Annotated in this window: 16 protein-coding genes; 9 read left to right on the top strand and 7 right to left on the bottom strand. The window is 69.0% G+C overall.

Annotated features, from left to right (window positions below; all coding sequences use genetic code 11):
* Positions 1-10: 10 nt before the first annotated feature.
* Both AACL56_RS07840 and glmS read right to left on the bottom strand, forming a co-directional pair.
* Positions 11-403, bottom strand: coding sequence for a carboxymuconolactone decarboxylase family protein (locus AACL56_RS07840; protein ID WP_339089262.1), 393 nt, complete (start codon positions 401-403; stop codon positions 11-13).
* A gap of 92 nt (positions 404-495) precedes the next feature.
* Positions 496-2,376 carry a glutamine--fructose-6-phosphate transaminase (isomerizing) gene (glmS, locus tag AACL56_RS07835; RefSeq protein WP_339089261.1) on the bottom strand — a complete coding sequence of 627 codons (1,881 nt, stop codon included), beginning with the start codon at positions 2,374-2,376 and terminating at the stop codon, positions 496-498.
* A 138-nt stretch (positions 2,377-2,514) separates the two neighbouring features.
* Here glmS and AACL56_RS07830 point away from each other — a divergent pair, with 138 nt between their 5' ends.
* A complete protein-coding gene (locus AACL56_RS07830) occupies positions 2,515-2,997 on the top strand; it encodes an Lrp/AsnC family transcriptional regulator (protein ID WP_339089260.1) in 483 nt (160 codons plus the stop codon).
* A 232-nt stretch (positions 2,998-3,229) separates the two neighbouring features.
* On the opposite strand, the gene glmU is transcribed toward AACL56_RS07830, so the two are convergent.
* Entirely contained in the window at positions 3,230-4,651 is a 1,422-nt protein-coding gene (gene glmU / locus AACL56_RS07825; protein WP_339089258.1) for a bifunctional UDP-N-acetylglucosamine diphosphorylase/glucosamine-1-phosphate N-acetyltransferase GlmU, read from the bottom strand.
* On the opposite strand from glmU, the gene AACL56_RS07820 reads away from it, so the two are divergent.
* Complete coding sequence (locus AACL56_RS07820) at positions 4,650-5,537, top strand: DUF6279 family lipoprotein (RefSeq protein ID WP_339089257.1); 888 nt, start codon at positions 4,650-4,652, stop codon at positions 5,535-5,537. The two genes, glmU and AACL56_RS07820, sit on opposite strands and share 2 nt — an antisense overlap.
* Positions 5,538-5,558: 21 nt before the next feature.
* Here the strand turns inward: AACL56_RS07820 and AACL56_RS07815 are convergent, their stop codons facing one another.
* Positions 5,559-6,329, bottom strand: a complete 771-nt coding sequence (locus tag AACL56_RS07815; RefSeq protein ID WP_339089256.1) for a Crp/Fnr family transcriptional regulator — start codon at positions 6,327-6,329, stop codon at positions 5,559-5,561.
* Between the two features lie 89 nt (positions 6,330-6,418).
* On the opposite strand from AACL56_RS07815, the gene AACL56_RS07810 reads away from it, so the two are divergent.
* Positions 6,419-6,823: a BLUF domain-containing protein gene (locus AACL56_RS07810; protein WP_339089255.1), complete on the top strand. Its 405-nt coding sequence runs from the start codon at positions 6,419-6,421 to the stop codon at positions 6,821-6,823.
* Positions 6,824-6,904: 81 nt separating this feature from the next.
* Here AACL56_RS07810 and AACL56_RS07805 read toward each other — a convergent pair whose 3' ends face one another.
* The gene (locus AACL56_RS07805; RefSeq protein WP_339089254.1) at positions 6,905-7,222 is read right to left on the bottom strand and encodes a DUF2917 domain-containing protein; all 318 of its coding nucleotides are present in this window, start codon (positions 7,220-7,222) and stop codon (positions 6,905-6,907) included.
* 171 nt (positions 7,223-7,393) lie between these two features.
* On the opposite strand from AACL56_RS07805, the gene AACL56_RS07800 reads away from it, so the two are divergent.
* Positions 7,394-8,377: a LysR substrate-binding domain-containing protein gene (locus AACL56_RS07800; RefSeq protein ID WP_339089253.1), complete on the top strand. Its 984-nt coding sequence runs from the start codon at positions 7,394-7,396 to the stop codon at positions 8,375-8,377.
* Between the two features lie 240 nt (positions 8,378-8,617).
* Here AACL56_RS07800 and AACL56_RS07795 read toward each other — a convergent pair whose 3' ends face one another.
* Positions 8,618-9,235, bottom strand: coding sequence for a 5-formyltetrahydrofolate cyclo-ligase (locus AACL56_RS07795; protein WP_339089252.1), 618 nt, complete (start codon positions 9,233-9,235; stop codon positions 8,618-8,620).
* A 99-nt stretch (positions 9,236-9,334) separates the two neighbouring features.
* Here AACL56_RS07795 and AACL56_RS07790 point away from each other — a divergent pair, with 99 nt between their 5' ends.
* The 3 genes from AACL56_RS07790 (at position 9,335) to AACL56_RS07780 (ending at position 12,657) form a co-directional block, all read left to right on the top strand.
* A complete protein-coding gene (locus AACL56_RS07790; RefSeq protein WP_339089251.1) occupies positions 9,335-11,287 on the top strand; it encodes a lytic transglycosylase domain-containing protein in 1,953 nt (650 codons plus the stop codon).
* Between the two features lie 17 nt (positions 11,288-11,304).
* Positions 11,305-11,877, top strand: coding sequence for an MgtC/SapB family protein (locus AACL56_RS07785; protein WP_339089250.1), 573 nt, complete (start codon positions 11,305-11,307; stop codon positions 11,875-11,877).
* 96 nt (positions 11,878-11,973) lie between these two features.
* The gene (locus AACL56_RS07780; RefSeq protein ID WP_339089249.1) at positions 11,974-12,657 is read left to right on the top strand and encodes a glutathione S-transferase family protein; all 684 of its coding nucleotides are present in this window, start codon (positions 11,974-11,976) and stop codon (positions 12,655-12,657) included.
* Between the two features lie 345 nt (positions 12,658-13,002).
* Here AACL56_RS07780 and AACL56_RS07775 read toward each other — a convergent pair whose 3' ends face one another.
* A complete protein-coding gene (locus AACL56_RS07775) occupies positions 13,003-13,728 on the bottom strand; it encodes an OmpW/AlkL family protein (protein ID WP_339089248.1) in 726 nt (241 codons plus the stop codon).
* A 165-nt stretch (positions 13,729-13,893) separates the two neighbouring features.
* Here AACL56_RS07775 and AACL56_RS07770 point away from each other — a divergent pair, with 165 nt between their 5' ends.
* Together AACL56_RS07770 and AACL56_RS07765 are read left to right on the top strand one after the other, a co-directional pair.
* Complete coding sequence (locus tag AACL56_RS07770) at positions 13,894-15,162, top strand: multifunctional CCA addition/repair protein (RefSeq protein ID WP_339089247.1); 1,269 nt, start codon at positions 13,894-13,896, stop codon at positions 15,160-15,162.
* 108 nt (positions 15,163-15,270) lie between these two features.
* A complete protein-coding gene (locus AACL56_RS07765; RefSeq protein ID WP_425336994.1) occupies positions 15,271-17,073 on the top strand; it encodes an ATP-binding response regulator in 1,803 nt (600 codons plus the stop codon).
* The last annotated feature ends 32 nt before the right edge of the window (positions 17,074-17,105 follow it).

The raw sequence follows: 17,105 nt of genomic DNA, 5'->3' as shown, positions 1-17,105 counted from the left end.
CCGGCGCCAGCTACCTGTCGAACGCCGGATCGACCGGCACGCGGTAGCCGTTGACCAGCCGGTTGGTCTCGTTGGCCATGCCGACCACCGCCATGAGCTCGGCGAACATCGCGGGCGTCATGCCGGCCTTCTCCGCGCCCGCGTGGTGGCTCGCGATGCAATAGGTGCAGCTGTTGGTGACGCTCACCGCGAGGTACACCATTTCCTTCACCACCGGGTCGAGCGCACCCGGTGCCATCACTTCCTTCAGGCTGCCCCAGGTGCGCCTGAGCGTGGCCGGATCGTTGGCGAGGTACTTCCAGAAGTTGTTGACGTCGGGCACATTGCGCGAGGTCTTGATGTCGTCGTACACGGCCTTGACTTCGTCGGAGGCGGCTGCGTACTCGATGGGCTGGGGCTTCATGGGGTCTCCTTGGGACGGCGGCGGGGTGCAGGCGCAATGCGCCTGCCGGTGTGCCTGGGAAACCGATTGTCGCGAAGCCCCCTCGCCTTCGCTTACTCCACCGTGACGCTCTTCGCCAGGTTCCGCGGCTTGTCCACGTCGGTGCCGCGCGCGCAGGCCGTGTGGTACGACAGCAGCTGCAGCGGCACGACGTGCAGGATCGGCGAGAGCGCGCCGTAGTGCTCGGGCATGCGGATCACGTGCAGGCCTTCGCTGCTCTTGATCTGCGTGTCGCCGTCGGCCAGCACGTAGAGCACGCCGCCGCGCGCGCGCACTTCCTGCAGGTTGCTCTTGAGCTTCTCGAGCAGCGCGTCGTTCGGCGCCACGGCCACCACGGGCATCTCGCTGGTGACGAGCGCGAGCGGACCGTGCTTGAGTTCGCCGGCAGCATAGGCCTCGGCGTGGATGTAGGTCACTTCCTTGAGCTTGAGCGCGCCTTCCAGCGCAATCGGGTAGTGCAGGCCGCGGCCCAGGAACAGCGCGTTGTCCTTGCGCGCGAAGTCCTCGGCCCAGCCGATGATCTGCGGCTCGAGCGCAAGCACCGACTGCAGCGCGACCGGCAGGTGGCGCATTTCCTTCAGGTAGCGCGTCTCCTCTTCGGCGCTCAGCCGGCCCTTGGCCTGCGCAATGGCCAGCGTGAGCAGGAACAGGCCGGCCAGTTGCGTGGTGAAGGCCTTGGTCGAGGCCACGCCGATCTCCACGCCGGCGCGCGTGATGTACGCCAGCTTGCACTCGCGCACCATGGCGCTGGTGGCGACGTTGCAGATGGTCAGCGTCTGCTCCATGCCCAATGAGCGCGCATGCTTCAGCGCGGCCAGCGTGTCGGCCGTTTCGCCCGACTGGCTGATGGTGACGACCAGCGTCTTCGGATCGGGCACGGAGTCGCGGTAGCGGTATTCGCTGGCGATCTCGACCTGGGTGGAGATCCTGGCGATGCCTTCGAGCCAGTACTTGGCGGTGCAGCCGCTGTAGTAGCTGGTGCCGCACGCGAGGATGAGGATCTTGTCGATGTCCTGGAACACGCGGTGGGCGCTGGCACCGGTCGCGCCGTCCTGCCCGACGCCGTCGAACAGCTCGGGCACGATGCCCTCGACGCCTTCGAGCGTGTCGCCGATGGCGCGCGGCTGCTCGAAGATTTCCTTCTGCATGTAGTGGCGGTACGGGCCGAGTTCGGCCGCGCCGCTGTGGGCGAGCACGGTGCGCACCTGGCGAGTGACCGGCTTGTGGCTCCTGTCGACGATCCAGTACTTGCCGGGCTGCAGGTCGACCACGTCGCCCTCTTCCAGATAGATGATCTGGTCGGTCACGCCGGCCAGGGCCATGGCGTCGCTGGCCAGGAAGTTCTCGGTGCCGTCCTTGCCGGCGCCGAGGATCAGCGGCGAGCCGGCGCGTGCGCCCACCACGCGGTGCGGTTCGTCGCGGCAGATCACGGCGATGGCGTAGGCGCCGTGCAGCTGCAGCACGGCGGCCTTGACGGCTTCGAACAGGTCGCCGTCGTACAGGCTGTCGACCAGGTGGGCGATGACCTCGGTGTCGGTCTGGCTCTCGAACGCGTAGCCCTTGGCTTCGAGCGCGGCCCGCAGCGTTTCGTGGTTTTCGATGATGCCGTTGTGCACCAGCGCGATGCGGCCGGGGCGCGTGCCGGCCGCGTCGACGCCGGGACCATGGCTGAAGTGCGGATGCGCGTTGTGCACGGCGGGCGCGCCGTGCGTGGCCCAGCGCGTGTGGGCGATGCCGGTCAGGCCTTCGACCTTGTCGTCCTGCACCTGCGCCACGAGGTCCGCCACGCGCGAGGTGGTGCGCGTGCGCGTCAGGCCGCCGGCATGGACCGCGACGCCGCACGAGTCATAGCCGCGGTATTCGAGCCGCTGGAGGCCCTGGACCAGGACCGGAACAATGTTGCGATGGGACGCTGCCCCGACGATGCCGCACATGGTGGACTGCCTTTGAATGAAGAGGAGGCTCGATGGTAGGAAGAAGTGAAGGAAATATGTTTTCCAAATTCGATTGATTTCGGACTTTTATTTCTTCTATTCATTGATATGGATTTTTCTTCCATAATTTATCCATATATGGAATCAATCTCCCTCGATTCAACGGACCTGCGGCTGCTCGACGCACTGCAGCGCGACGCCTCGCAAACCAACCAGCGTCTGGCGGCCGACGTCGGCATCTCGCCACCGACCTGCCTGCGCCGCATGCAGCGCCTGCGGGAGATCGGCCTGATCGAGCGGCAGGTGGCGCTGCTGTCGCCCGACCGGCTCGCCGCGGTGCTCGGGCACGGGCTGCAGGCGGTGGTGGAAATCTCGCTGGACCGGCAGGACGCCGCATCGCTCGACGCCTTCGAAACGCGCGTGATCGCCGACGACGCGGTGCAGCAGTGCTGGCGCGTGTCGCCCGGCCCCGACTTCGTGCTGGTCGTGGCCGCGCGCGACATGCCGGACTACGGCGCCCTCGCGCAGCGCCTGTTCACGGCCGATGCGAACGTGCGCAACGTGAAGGCCTTCTTCAGCCTCAAGCGCGCGAAGTTCGAGCCCCGCGTGCCGCTGGGATGAAGCTTTCGCACCCCTTCACGAACCGCCGCGAAACACCGCGGAACCGGCTGTGCCGGGTCGCCGGTGTTGCCCCCGGCGGGGGCAGGCGAAGCGACACGAAGTGCACGAAGGCGGGGGCGAGTCGAGAACACCGCGGAACCGGCTTTGCCGGGCCGCAGGTGTTGCCCCCGGTAGGGGGTTGGCGAAGCGACACGAAGTGCGCGCAGCCTGGGGGCGAGCTGCGTGCAGCGCGCTATTTTTTCTTTTGCGGACGCTTCCAGTTGGGAAAGCTCACCTGCCTGCCGCGCGCGACGGTGAGCGCGCCCGGCTCGGTCGACTTGTTGACGGTCGAGCCGCCGCCGATGGTTCCGCCCGCACCGATGGTGATGGGAGCCACCAGCACGCAGTTGCTGCCCACGTGCACGTCGTCGCCGATCACGGTGCGATGCTTGTTCGCGCCGTCGTAGTTGGCGGTGATGCTGCCGGCGCCGTAGTTCACGCGCTCGCCGACGGTGGCGTCGCCCAGGTAGGCCAGGTGATTGGCCTTGGCGCCCGCGGCCAGCGTGGAGTTCTTGACCTCGACGAAGTTGCCGATGTGCACCTCGGCGCCCAGTTGCGCGCCGGGCCGCAGCCGCGCGAACGGCCCGATGAGCGCGCCCGCGCCCACCGTCACGCCGGCCTTCTCGCCCTCGATGTGCGTGAAGGGATGGATCACCGCGCCGGCCTCGATGCGCGCGTTGGCAATGACGCAGTTCGCGCCGATGCGCACGCCCTCGCCCAGCGACACCGCACCTTCGAAGATGCAGTTGACGTCGATCTCGACGTCGGCGCCGCAATCGAGCGTGCCGCGCAGGTCGAAGCGCGCCGGATCGGCCAGCCGCACGCCCTGCGCCATCAGCGCATCCGCCTGGCGCAGCTGCCAGGCGCGCTCGAGCGCCGCGAGCTGGGCCGGGCTGTTGATGCCGGCGACCTGCAGCGCGTCGGTGGTGACGTGCGCGACCACGGGCACGCCGTCGGCCGCCGCCAGCTTGACCACGTCGGTCAGGTAGTACTCGCCCTGCGTGTTGCGGTTGTCGAGTCGCGCGAGCCAGCCCTTGAGCAGGCGCGCCGGCACGGCCATCACGCCGCTGTAGATCTCGCGCACGCCGCGCTGCGCCTCGGTGGCGTCCTTGTGCTCGACCACGGCGGTGACGTCGCCACCGGCACTCGAGCGGATGACACGCCCGTAGCCGCTCGGATCGTCGAATTCGATGGTCAGCAGCGCGAGCCGCTCGCCCGCGCTGGCCGCGACGAGCGCGCGCAGCGTGTCTTCGCCGATCAGCGGCACGTCGCCCGACAGCACGACCACGGTGCCGTCGTCGGCCAGCAGCGGCGCGGCCTGCTGCACCGCGTGGCCGGTGCCGAGCTGCGGCTCCTGGCGCGCGAAGCGAAGACCGGTGCCCGGCACTGCGCCGGCCATGGCGGCCTCGACGTCCGCCGCGCCATGGCCCGTCACGACAACGACGTTGCGCGCGCCGATGCGCGCGGCGGTGCCGGCCACGTGGCCCAGCAATGCGCGGCCGCCCAATCGATGCAACACTTTGGGCAACCTGCTTTTCATGCGCGTGCCCTTGCCGGCCGCCATGATGACGACGTCGACCGGCCCCAGGTTGTCTTGTTGCGGAGTCTGATTCATGCGTTTTTCTTCCCGAATTCGTTGCGCGAGCGTGGCGCGGATTATCGGCGTGCTGCTGCTGGCCGCTGCCCTGGGGGCTTGCAGCGCGATCAGGCTGGCCTACAACAACCTGCCCACCGTGAGCTACTGGTGGCTCGACGCCTACCTGGATTTCGACAGCACGCAGAACCCGAAGGTGCGCGACGAACTCGCGCAGCTGCTGGCCTGGCACCGCCAGAACGAACTGCCCCGCCTCGCGACGCTGCTGCAGGACGCGCAGGCGCTGGCGCCGGGCGAGATCACGCCGGCGCAGGTCTGCGCCATGGCCGACCGGATCCGCGAGCGGCTGCTGGCGGTGGCCGAGCATGCCGAACCGGCCGGCACCGACCTGGCGCTCAGTCTCGCCAGCTCGCAACTGCTGCAGCTGGAACGCAAGTACGCGAAGAACAACGCCGAGTACCGCAAGGACTGGCTCGACCGCACGCCGGAACAGGTGCAGGAGAAGCGCTACGACCAGTTCCTCGACCGCACCGAGGACTTCTACGGCCGGCTGACCGCGGAGCAGCGCGATCTCCTGAAGCAGCAGGTAGCGCAGTCGGTGTTCGACCCGAAGCTGGCCGACGCCGAGCGCCGCAAGCGCCAACAGGAAGCGCTGGCGTTGCTGCGCGGCTTCGTGGCGCGCAAGCCGGCGCCGGCCGAGGCGCAAGCGGCGCTGCATGGCTATATCCTGCGCATAGCCGATCCGCCGCCGGGACCCTGGCGCGACCAGCAGCAGGCACTGCTGCAGGAAGGCTGCCGCAACACGGCCGCGCTGCACAACGGCGCGAGCGCCAGCCAGCGCGCGCAGGCGGTGCGTCGGCTGCAGGCCTACGAGAACGACCTGCGCGAACTGGCGGCGACGCCTTGAACGGGGGCGATCCGGCGCGGCTCAGATCAGCGGCGTGGGCCGCATCGGGCGCTCGAAGTAGTCGCCCAGCGTTTCGAGCGCATGCGGCTCCATGATGCGCAGCCAGCCGTCGTCGATCTTGTAGAGCCCCAGGCGCTGCAGCCGCCGCAGCGTCTTGTTGGTGTGTACCAGCGACAGCCCGAGTGCATCGGCGATATGTTGCTGGTTGAACGGAAACTCGATCCAGCCGTCGCGCACCATGCCCACGCGGTCGGCACGCCGGTAGAGATGCATCAGCAGCATGGCCACGCGTTCGCCGGCATTGCGCCGGCCGGCTGAGACGAGGTTGTCGTCGACCAGCTTCTCCTCGCGCGCGGCCAGCCACGTGATGTCGTATCCCAGCTTGGGCTGCGCGTGGAACAGGCCCCAGAGGCGGTCGCGCGAGAAGGCGCACAGCGTGACATCGGTGATGGCCTCGACGCCGTGGGTCTGGCCGTCGGCGAATTCGTCCTGCAGGCCGATGAAGTCGCCGGGCAGCAGGAAGCTCAGGATCTGCCGCCGCCCGTCGCTCAGCGTCTTGAAGCGGAAGGCCCAGCCCGAATAGAGCGTGAAGAGCTGCGGGCTGCGCCGGTGCTCCTCGACGATGGCGGCGCCGCCCTCGACGCGGCGGGCGCCGACGCGGAACGACTGGATCGTCCTGAGCTCCTCCTCGGAGCAGGGCAGGAACGCGTCGAGCCGGCGCAACGCGCACTGGTCGCAGGGATTGGCGCCCTGGGGTGGAGGCGCCGCGGCAGGGTAGTCCTCGAATTTCACGCGTAACTATAGGCGCACGGAATGTGTCTTTTGACATTTCGCGACGGCGGGGGAGGTACCTACACTGCGCACGTTTTTTTCTGCGCCGCATGACCGAACAACGCCCGCTCTACGAAGTCCTCTACTGCAGCACGCTCACCCAGGACCTGCCCCCGAACACGGTCGGCTCGATCGCCACCCGCGCCCGCGGCCGCAATGTGGAACGCGGCATCACCGGACTCCTGGTGTTCGACGGCCAGCGCTTCTGCCAGCACCTCGAGGGCCCGCGCGAGGCGGTCGATGCGCTGATGCAGCAGATCGAGAAGGATCCGCGCCATACCGACATCCGCGTGGTCTACCAGGCGCCCCTGGCGGTGCGGCGCTACACCGGCTTCGGCATGGGGCTGGCCGAAAGCGAGGGGCCCGACCTGATGGCCGGCGTGCACGTGCTCGAAGGCGAGACGGCGCTGCGGCACTTCCTGGCGCTCCTGCCGAGCTTCGACATCAACGGGTAACGGCAACCTGTTACGCGAAAAGTAGCTTCAAAAAGAAAAAGGCGGCCGTGGCCGCCTTTCCAGCTCCTGGAGGCAGAACAATCAGGCGTTGTCCCAGCTGTAGGTCGCGCCGTAGCCGTCCCACGCCTCCATCACGATGCGCTGGCCCGCGGCCACATGGAGCGATTCGCCGGGGGCGAGCACCAGGTCTTCGCTGGGGCTGGCGAGCGTGGCGTCGGGCGTGACCCACACCCGGCCCTGCTTCACGCGCAACACGCTGGCCGACCGCGCCTTCAGGCTCATCGCCTCGCCGGGAGCGATCTGCCAGGCGCCACGGCGGACGGCCGGCGGAACTGCGGCGGTGCGGACGGTTGCGGACAGGGGCGAGAGCGATTCGGTGGTGCAGACGGCGGTGGACATGATGAAACTCCTTAGGGCTTTGCCGAAGCGCTTCACAGGAGGCAATAGCGCAGTTCGGGAATGAATGATCGTTTCTCATGCACCGGTGGTCCAATGAAAACGAGGTAGGCTACTGATGCGGGTTTCGCATCAATTGCGCAAATCGCCGCCCGACCTCCCAAAGTCATACTCATGCAACATTCGCAAACCCATCTGCGCTCGCGCCCGATCTCGGCCGGCCACCTGCGCGCCTTCGAGGCGGTGGCGCGGCACCTGAATTTCCGCGCCGCGGCCGAGGAGATGGCCCTGACGCAGTCGGCGGTCAGCCGCCAGATCCAGTCGCTGGAGGAAGAGGTGGGCGTGTCGCTGTTCCTGCGCCACACGCGGGCCGTGGAACTCACCAGCGCCGGGGCGCTGCTGCTGCTGGCGGTGCAGCAGTCCCTGCCGCGCATCGACACGGCCGTGCGGCAGATCCGCCAGAGCGCGGGGCGCCAGAGCGTGTCGCTGACCACCTTTGCGTCGTTCGCGTCGATGTGGCTCATCCCGCGGCTGGAGGCGTTCCAGCGCGACAACCCCGAGATCGACATCCGCATCGACGCCAGCGACGTGGCGGTCGACCTCGAAGTGGCCGACGTGGACATCGCGCTGCGCTACGGTCCGCGCGAGACCATGTCGGCAGGCGCCCTGCGCCTGTTCGGCGAAACGCTGACGCCGGTGGCCAGCCCCTGGCTGCTGAAGAGCAACCCGCCCATCAGGACGCCCGCCGACATCACCCGCTTCACGCTGATCGAAGCCGGGGACGCGCACCGCACGCACCTCGAGTGGTTGACGTGGCGGCGCTGGTTCGAGGTGAACGGGCTGGAGCGCGCGCAGCCGAAGCGCTGGCTCTATTTCAACTACGCCTATCAGATGGTGCAGGCCGCCCTCACCGGACAGGGTGTGACGCTGGCGCGCAGTTCGCTGATTGCCGAGAGCCTGGCCAACGGCGATCTGGTCGAGGTGCTGCCGCAGCACCGCATGGATTCACCGATGGCCTACTGGCTCATCGCGGGGCCGCGCAGCGCGTTGCGCCCGGAGATCAGGGCCTTCTGCGACTGGCTGCAACTGCAGGCCGCCACCACCCGCGAGACCATCGGCGAAGTGCCCGATCCGGACACGGTCGACGACATCGACTGAAGTCCGACGCCGCAAAGGGCCCGGCGGCCCTTTCCAGGAACACCGCGGAACCGGCTCCCGGCCGCAGTTGTTGCCCCCAGCGAGGGGGCAGGCGAAGCGACACGAAGTGCGCGAAGACGGGGGCGAGTCAGGAACACCGCGGAACCGGCTTTGCCGGGCCGCAGGTGTTGCCCCCGGTAGGGGGAAGTTGAAGCGACACGAAGTGCGCGAAGCCTGGGGGCGAGCCAAGCCTGTGGCGAGTCAAGCCTGTGGCCAGACCACGCCGTTGTCGTTGAGGATCGCGTCGAGCGGCAGGTCGTGCGCCTCGGGCTTGAAATCATCCAGCAAGCCGTTGGTGAAGCCCAGTCCCACCGTGAACGGCCGCGGCTCCAGCGCCGCCAGCGTGCGGTCGTAGAAGCCGCCGCCGTAGCCCAGCCGGTAGCCGCCCGCGCTGTAGCCCACGCAGGGCACGAACAGCAGCGTCGGCACGATCAGCTCGGTGTCCTTGGGCTTGGGAATGCCGTAGGCGTCCTCTTCCATCTGGCAGCCCGGGTACCAGGCATGGAAGGTCAGCGTCTTGTGAACTTTGTCGATCACCGGCAGTCCGATGCGGCGACGCTGCGACTCTTCCATGAGTTCGCCGTCTTCCTTCCAGCGGTGCAATGCAGGCAACGGATCGAACTCGCCCTTGATCGGCCAGTAGGCGCCGATCACGGTGTCGGGCCGGCCGACCAGCCAGATGCGCATCACGCGCTGCAAAAGGTCGGCGCGTGTCAGCCGGTCGGGCATGGCCAGGCGTTGTTCGACCAATGCCTTGCGCAGCTGATCCTTCAGAAAACTCGCCGTCGCCGAGGTGTCGGCATCCTTTGACTTGTCCATAATCCCCCGATGCAGTTCCCAAGCATTTTGGCACCCCAGCGCGCATCGCAGCGCACCCTTCGGCGCAGCGCGGCACCCGCACTGGTTTTTTCCGCTGTCATGGCTCTCGCGGCACTGCTCTCGCAGCAGCCCGCCGCCGCCCAGACCAACACCAACGACGACGTGCTGGTCCAGATGAAGCAGGCGTTCCAGCGCGGCGACAAGGGCCGCCTCACGGCCCTGCTGCCGCAGGCACGCGGCCATGCCCTGGAACCTTGGGCCGCCTACTGGGAACTCAAGGCGCGCCTGCAGGAGGCCGCGCCCAGCGAAGTGCAGGACTTCTTCGCACGCTACCCGGGCACCTACCAGGAAGACCGCCTGCGCAACGACTGGCTGCTGCTCACCGGCCAGCGCCGCGACTGGGACAACTTCTCGGCCGCAGTGGCGGGCTTCCGCATGGGCGACGACGCGCAGGTGCGCTGCTACGCAGTGCTGGTCGACACGCTGCGCACCGGCACCGCCACGCAGGCCCAGGCCGACGACGTGCGTCGCGACTGGTTCAGCCAGAAGGAAGCCGACGACGGCTGCCTCACCGCCGCAGACCGCATGGTGGCGGCCCGGCTGCTGTCGCCGAACGACGCCTGGAAGAAGGCCCGCCTTGCCATCGAGGCCAACCGTCCGCAGGCCGCGCGCGGCGCCATCACCATTGCCGCGCCCGATGCGCTGCCGCTGTTCGAGGAACTCAACGCCAGCTCGGCCAAGTTCCTGACCGGCCGTGCCTTCGTGGCCGCCAAGTCGCGCAAGGAGCTGGTGGTGCTCGCGCTCATCAAGGTCGCCATCGCCGACCCCGAGCAGGCGGCCGCGCAGCTCGACAGCAAGTGGGGCCCGATGCTGTCCGCCGAAGAGCGCAACTGGCTCTGGGGCACCATCGGCCGCGCGGCCGCGCTCAAGCTGTGGCCGCAGGCCGGCACCTACTTCGGCAATGTCACGAAGAACAGCGACCTGTCCGACGACATGCTCGGCTGGCGCGTGCGCGCCGCGCTGCGCGCCGGCCAGTGGAAGGAGGTGGCGCCCGCCATCAACGCCATGAGCGAGACCGCCCAGCTCGACCCGACATGGGTGTACTGGAAGGCCCGCGCGCTCGCCACCGAACGCAGCGAAGAGCGCCGCGCCCAGGCGCGCGATCTCTACCAGAGCATTGCCGGCTCGCGCGGCTTCTACGAGATGCTCGCGCTCGAGGAACTCGGGCAGCGCACCGTGGCCGCCACCCGGCCCGCGCCGCTCACGCCCGAGGAAAAGGCCGCCGCGCGCGCCAACCCGGCGCTGGCCCGCGGCCTGTACGCCATCGCCATCGGGCTGCGCCCCGAAGGCACGCGCGAATGGAACTACGCCACCAACCTGCACGACAAGGGCGGCATGGACGACCGCGCGCTGCTCGCAGCGGCCGACTTCGCCTGCCAGCGCGAGGTCTGGGACCGCTGCATCAACACCAGCGAGCGCACCAAGGGCGTGGTCGACGTCGAGCAGCGCTTCCCGATGCCGTTCCACGACACCGTGCTGCGCAAGAGCCAGGACATCGGGCTCGACCCGGCCTACGTCTATGGCCTGATCCGCCAGGAAAGCCGCTTCATCATGGACGCGCGCTCGGGCGTCGGCGCGTCTGGCCTGATGCAGGTCATGCCCGCCACCGCGCGCTGGACCGCCCGCAAGATCGGCCTGACCGACTTCTCGCCCGGCCAGATCAACGACCGCGAGACCAACATCACCATCGGCACCAACTACCTGAAGCTGGCGCTCGACGATTTCGACGGCTCGATGGCGCTGGCCGCCGCCGCGTACAACGCGGGCCCCGGCCGCCCGCGCAACTGGCGCAACGGCCCGGTGCTTGAGGCCGCCATCTGGGCCGAGAACGTGCCCTTCAACGAGACGCGCGACTACGTGAAGAAGGTGCTGGCCAACACCACCAACTACGCCGCCATCATCAGCGGCCGGCCGCAGTCGCTCAAGGAGCGCCTGGGCCGCGTCGGCCCGCGCGACGCGTCCGAGCCGGAACCGAACAAGGACCTGCCCTGAGCCGCGAAGGCGCCTGAATGAGCTGGCACGACGAGGTCCTCGACACCATCGCCTCCGAGTTCTCGGACGTGACCGACGTTGCGCAACTCACGCGCATCGTGCTGCGTCTCACGCTGGCCGGCGTGCTCGGTTTCCTGCTGGGCTTCGAGCGCGAGCAGGCGGGCAAGGCGGCCGGCGTGCGCACGCACATGCTGGTGGCGATCGGATCGGCCATGTTCGTGCTCATCCCGCAGCAGACCGGCATCGTGCCGGCCGACATGAGCCGCGTGATCCAGGGCCTGGTGGCGGGCGTGGGCTTCCTGTGCGCGGGCACCATCCTGAAGCAGGGCAAGGACGAAAGCCACGTGCAGGGCCTGACCACGGCAGCGGGCCTGTGGATGACGGCCGCGATCGGCATGGCCTGCGGGCTGGGCCGCGAGGCGACGGCGCTGCTGAGCGCGCTGCTCGCGCTGGCCGTGCTGGCGCGGGTGCCGCGGCTTGTGGCGCTGGTCGAACGGGTCGCCGGCCCGTCGCGGAACGGCGGCGATGCGCAGGACGCCAGGCCCCGCGTGATCGCATCGCCGGACGACGACCGCCCGCGTCGTTCGTGAACGCATCAATCCGGCGCGCGTCCGGAATCAATGGCGACGCGCTGCACGGCTAGCATCGAACGCTTTTTTGAACCGCAACGGACCGGAGGCCCACTCATGCGCAAGCTCTACATCGGCAACAAGAACTACTCGTCGTGGTCCATGCGGCCCTGGGTGCTGATGAAGCAGGCCGGCATTCCGTTCGAGGAAGTGATGGTGCGCTTCGACTCCTTCGAGGCCGATTCGCAGTTCAAGCACACGATCGCCGCGCTCAACCCCGTGGCCAAGGTGCCCGTGCTCGCCGACGGCGACCTCGTGGTGTGGGACACCCTGGCCATTGCCGAGTACCTCGCCGAGACCTTCCCCGAGAAGCAGCTCTGGCCCCAGCCGGCCGCCGACCGTGCCCGCGCGCGCAGCATCTGCGCCGAGATGCACTCGGGCTTTGGCGGGTTGCGCGGCCACTGCGGCATGAACATCGAGGCGTCGCTGCCCGAGGTGGGCGCAAGGCTCATGAAGGAAGAACCCACCGTCGCGAGCGATCTTGCGCGCATCGTGCAGATGTGGAGCGGCCTGCTCGAGGCCCACGGCGGCCCGATGCTGTTCGGCGCCTTCAGCATCGCCGATGCCTACTTCGCCCCCATCGGCACGCGCATCAGGACCTACGGGCTGCCCGTGCCCGCGCACATCACCGCCTACATCGAGCGCGTGCAGGCCCTGCCGGGCGTCAGGGCCTGGATCGACGAAGCGCTGGCGGAAAAGGACTTCCTGCAGTTCGAAGAGCCCTACCGCACCGGGCGCTGAGCGCCGAGGACGCCGCAACGGATCGAAACACAGAGCAGCCGGCAGTGCCGGGCCTCATGTATTGCCGGCTGCAGGGGAAGGCAAAGCGGACCCGAAGTGCGCGCAGCCTGGGGACGAGTCAGAAACACCGAGGAACCGGCTCTGCCGCGCCTCAGGTGTTGCCCCCGGCAGGGAGAAGGAGAAGCGACACGAAGTGCGCGCAGCCTGGGGGATGAGCCAAGAACACCGCGGAACCGGTTTTGCCGGGCCGCAGGTGTTGCCCCCGGTAGGGGGTTGGCGAAGCGACACGAAGTGCGCGCAGACTGGGGGCGAGCGATACCAGACGCAGCCTGGGGGCGCGCGATATCAGAACCTGTAGGTGGCCGACACGTAGGTCACGATCGGGTTCAGCTTCAGGCTGGCTTCGCTGGTGGCCACCGGCAGGCCGGTGATCGAGGTGGTTGTCAGCTTGGCCTTGGTTTTCAGCGGGATGTACGACACCGAGAACGACAGGCCCCAGTGCTTGTCGAGCTGGTAGGCCACGCCGAGGTTGATCACGGGCGCGAACGAGCTGTCGAGCTTGGCGGTGGTATTCACCGCGAGCGGCGACTGGCGGAACTGGCTGGCCAGCGCGCCCTGCAGGTTCGAGGTCAGCTTGACGTCGCTGTACCAGACATAGGTGGCGCCCACGCCGACGTACGGACGGAAGGCCGAAGTGCCTTCGTTGAAGTAATACTTGCCCAGGATGGTCGGGCTCCACTGACGGGCTTCGCCGAGCTGGCCGACGCGGCCCAGCGTGCCGGTGCCGTCGAGCTTGAACTTGGGGGGAACGCCGAACACGCCTTCGACCGCCCAGTGGCTGTCGAGGAAGTACATGGCGCTCAGGCCCAGGGTGTCGGAATCGCTCACGCTGGCGCCCGAGCCCGGCAGCACGGCCGGAATGGGCGAGGTCACGGTCAGCGGCTTGCTCGAGTCCTGAGGCGACAGATGAAACCACCCTGTGCCGACGACCCAGTCGCCGGCTTGTTGCGCCATCGCGCTCCCGGACGCCAGGGCGCCCAGAGCAGCCAGCGCAATCATTGTTTTCTTCATGATGTGAATTGCTCCTTTGGTTGAAAGATCCCTCTGCGGATACGAACTTCGGCTTATGTCTGCCGCTGTGAATCGTCCGTCTGGCGAACGATTGCCCGGTCTGCGGCGTGGATTATCGAACGACCGTTCTTTTCTGGGCGTGAGGAGTATCCCTACACTGCACTCATGAAGATTTTTATCGTCGGCGGTGCACTCCGCGACCGCCTTCTCGGGCGACCGGTGTCCGACCATGACTGGCTGGTGGTGGGCGCCACGCCCGAGGACATGGTGCGCCGCGGCTACCTGCCCGTGGGGCGCGACTTTCCGGTGTTCCTGCATCCGCGCACCCGCGAGGAATACGCGCTCGCCCGCACCGAACGCAAGAGCGCACCGGGCTACCGCGGCTTCACCGTGCATGCCGCGCCCGACGTCACGCTCGAGCAGGACCTCGCCCGCCGCGACCTGACCGTCAACGCCATCGCGCTGCCGGCCGAGCTGGTGGGCGACGACGGCCGCTTCGACGCCGACCCTGCCCTGCTGGCCGACCCGTTCCACGGCCAGCGCGACCTGCGCGACAGGGTGCTGCGCCACGTGACGGACGCCTTCCGCGAAGACCCGGTGCGCATCCTGCGCGTGGCGCGGTTCGCCGCCCGTTTCGACGACTTCGGCGTCGCCCCCGAGACCATGGCGCTGATGCGCGAGATGGTCGCCGCAGGCGAAGCCGATGCGCTGGTGGCCGAGCGCGTCTGGCAGGAGCTGTCGCGCGGCCTGATGGAAACCCGGCCTTCGCGCATGTTCGACGTGCTGCGCGCATGCGGTGCGCTGGCGGTGCTGCTGCCCGAGGTCGACCGCCTCTGGGGCGTTCCGCAGCGCGCCGAGCACCACCCGGAGATCGATGCGGGCGTGCACCTGATGATGGTGATCGACACCGCCGCCCGGCTCGGCGCCTCTCTGGCCGTGCGCTTCGCCTGCCTCATGCACGACCTCGGCAAGGGCACCACGCCCGCCGACGCGCTGCCGCGCCATCCCGACCACGAGCTGCGCAGCGTCGCGCTGCTGCAGCAGGTGTGCGAGCGCTGGCGCATTCCGGTGGACGTCCGCGAACTGGCCGAAGTGGTGGCGCGTGAGCACGGGCACGTCCATGCCAGCGGCGCGCTCGACGCCACCGGGCTGGTGCGTCTGCTGGAGCGCTGCGATGCCTTCCGCAAGCCCGCGCGCTTCGCCGAGGCGCTGCTGGCCTGCGAGTGCGACTCGCGCGGCCGCCTCGGCTACGAGGACGCGCCCTATCCCCAGCGCGCCCGGCTGCTGCAGGTGCTGGCCACCGCGGCGGGCGTGGCCACCGACGCAGTGGCGCGCGCGGCCCAGCAGGCCGGTGCCACCGGACCGAAGATCGGCGAGGCGATCCACCGGGCGCGGGTCGATGCGGTCGCGGCGTCGCTGCCGGCCGGGGACTGAATCCCCGCTTTCCCAAGCGGGCCCGTCCGAACCCACCCCCGGGCACCCACCCGTCGGGCATGACTTCTGGCACTTCTCCGTGCACATCCGGCCGATAGCATCGATCGGGTGAATGCGACCGCGCCGAAGCCCCTGGGCGACCCCCTTGCCGTCCACCGTGCAGACACGGACCATTCGGGCCTGCGCGTGCTGCGCGAGCACGTGGCCGCCGTCTACGCGGCCTACGACACCTCGGTGTTCGTACATTTCGGGCTGGCGGCCGCGCTGGGCGTGGTCATGTACCTGCACGTGCCGCGCACCTGGATCCTGGCGTGGATGGCCGCCCACCTCGCGCTCGGCCTCGTACTGCTGCTGATGCCGCGCTGGCACGACGGCGTGCCGCTGGCGGACACTCCGCTGTGGGCGCGCCGCCATTCGCGCACCGCGGCCACGATCGGCATGGCCACCGCCACCGCACCGCTGCTGTTCATCTCGTCCGACGACCTGCCCGTGACCTCGGTGGTCACGGTCGTCATCATCGGCAGCTGTGCGCGCGCGATGCAGCTGCTGTGGCCGCTGAAGCCCGCGCTGTACGGCTACACCCTGCCGATGATGCTGAGCCTCATCGCCGCGCTGGCCTGGCAGCGCGACACGATGCATTTCTTCCTGGCGGTGTTCAGCCTGGCCTACCTCGTGTTCACGCTGCGCGTCGGCAACCAGCAGCACAGGCTCCTGACCGAGTCGCTGGCGCTGCGCTTCGAGAACGAGGCGCTGGCCGCGCAGCTCGGCGCGCAGATCGCGGTGGCGGAGCGCGCCAGCGCCGAGAAGACCCGCTTCCTCGCCACCGCCAGCCACGACCTGCGCCAGCCGCTGCACGCCATCGCGCTGTTCGGTGCCGCGCTGGAGAACGAGCTGCGCACCCACCACGACGGGCGCAACGCGCAGGGGCTGATGCGCGCGGTGAACGCGCTGGGCGCCTCGCTCGACACCATGTTGGACGTGTCGCGCCTTGATGCAGGCGTGGTCGTGCCGGCGGTGGCGCCGGTGTCGCTCGACGCGCTGTTCCGGTCGATCAACCAGCTGTTCGCGGCGCAGGCCGAGCAGCGCGAGCTGCAGTTGCGCGTGCGCGCCAGCGGGCTGTGGGTGCGCAGCGACGCGCAGCTGCTGTCGCGCATGCTCTCGAACCTCGTGGACAACGCGCTGAAGTACACCGCCCGCGGCGGTGTCGCCGTGCGGGCCCGCGCGCGCGGCGACACCGTGTGGATCGAGGTGCACGACACCGGCATCGGCATCGCGCCCGAGCAGCAGGAGCGCGTGTTCGAGGAGTACTACCAGGTGCACAACCCCGGGCGCGACCGCGCGCAGGGCCTGGGCATCGGCCTGTCGATCGTGCAGCGGCTGTCGCGGCTGCTCGACCATCCGGTGCAGGTGCACTCGCGGCTCGGCGGCGGCACGCGCTTCAGGCTGTGCCTGCCGGCAGCGGCGCCGGCCGAGGCTGCGGCGCTGCCGCCTTCCGCATCCGCGACACCCGGCACTTCGCCGGGACGCATCCTGCTGGTCGAGGACGCGGCCGACATCCGCGAAGCCATGGCCGGCCTCTTCCGGCTTCATGGCATGGCCGTGGACGGGGTGGCCGACGAGGCCGCGGCAGTCGAGCTGCTCGGCCGGCCCGACGCGCAGGAGCACCCCTTTTCCTTGCTGCTGTGCGACTACCGCCTGGCCAACGGCGACAACGGGCTCGATGTCGGCCTGCGGCTGCAGCGCCGCTTCGGCCTGCAGGCGCCGCTGATGCTGGTCACGGGCGAGACCGCGCCCGAGCGGCTGCGGCATGTGCGCGCCTCCGGCGTGCCGGTGCTGTTCAAGCCCGTCAGCGCACCCGCGCTGCTGCGCGCGCTGGCGCAGGTCCTGCCGAACGGTTCGCCCGCGCGCTGATCCCGGAGATTGGGCTTTGGCCGACACGCGCC

The organism is Variovorax paradoxus, assembly GCF_902712855.1.
GTDB classification, from domain to species: domain Bacteria; phylum Pseudomonadota; class Gammaproteobacteria; order Burkholderiales; family Burkholderiaceae_C; genus Variovorax; species Variovorax paradoxus_Q.
This window is presented reverse-complemented; position numbering and strand designations above follow the sequence as displayed.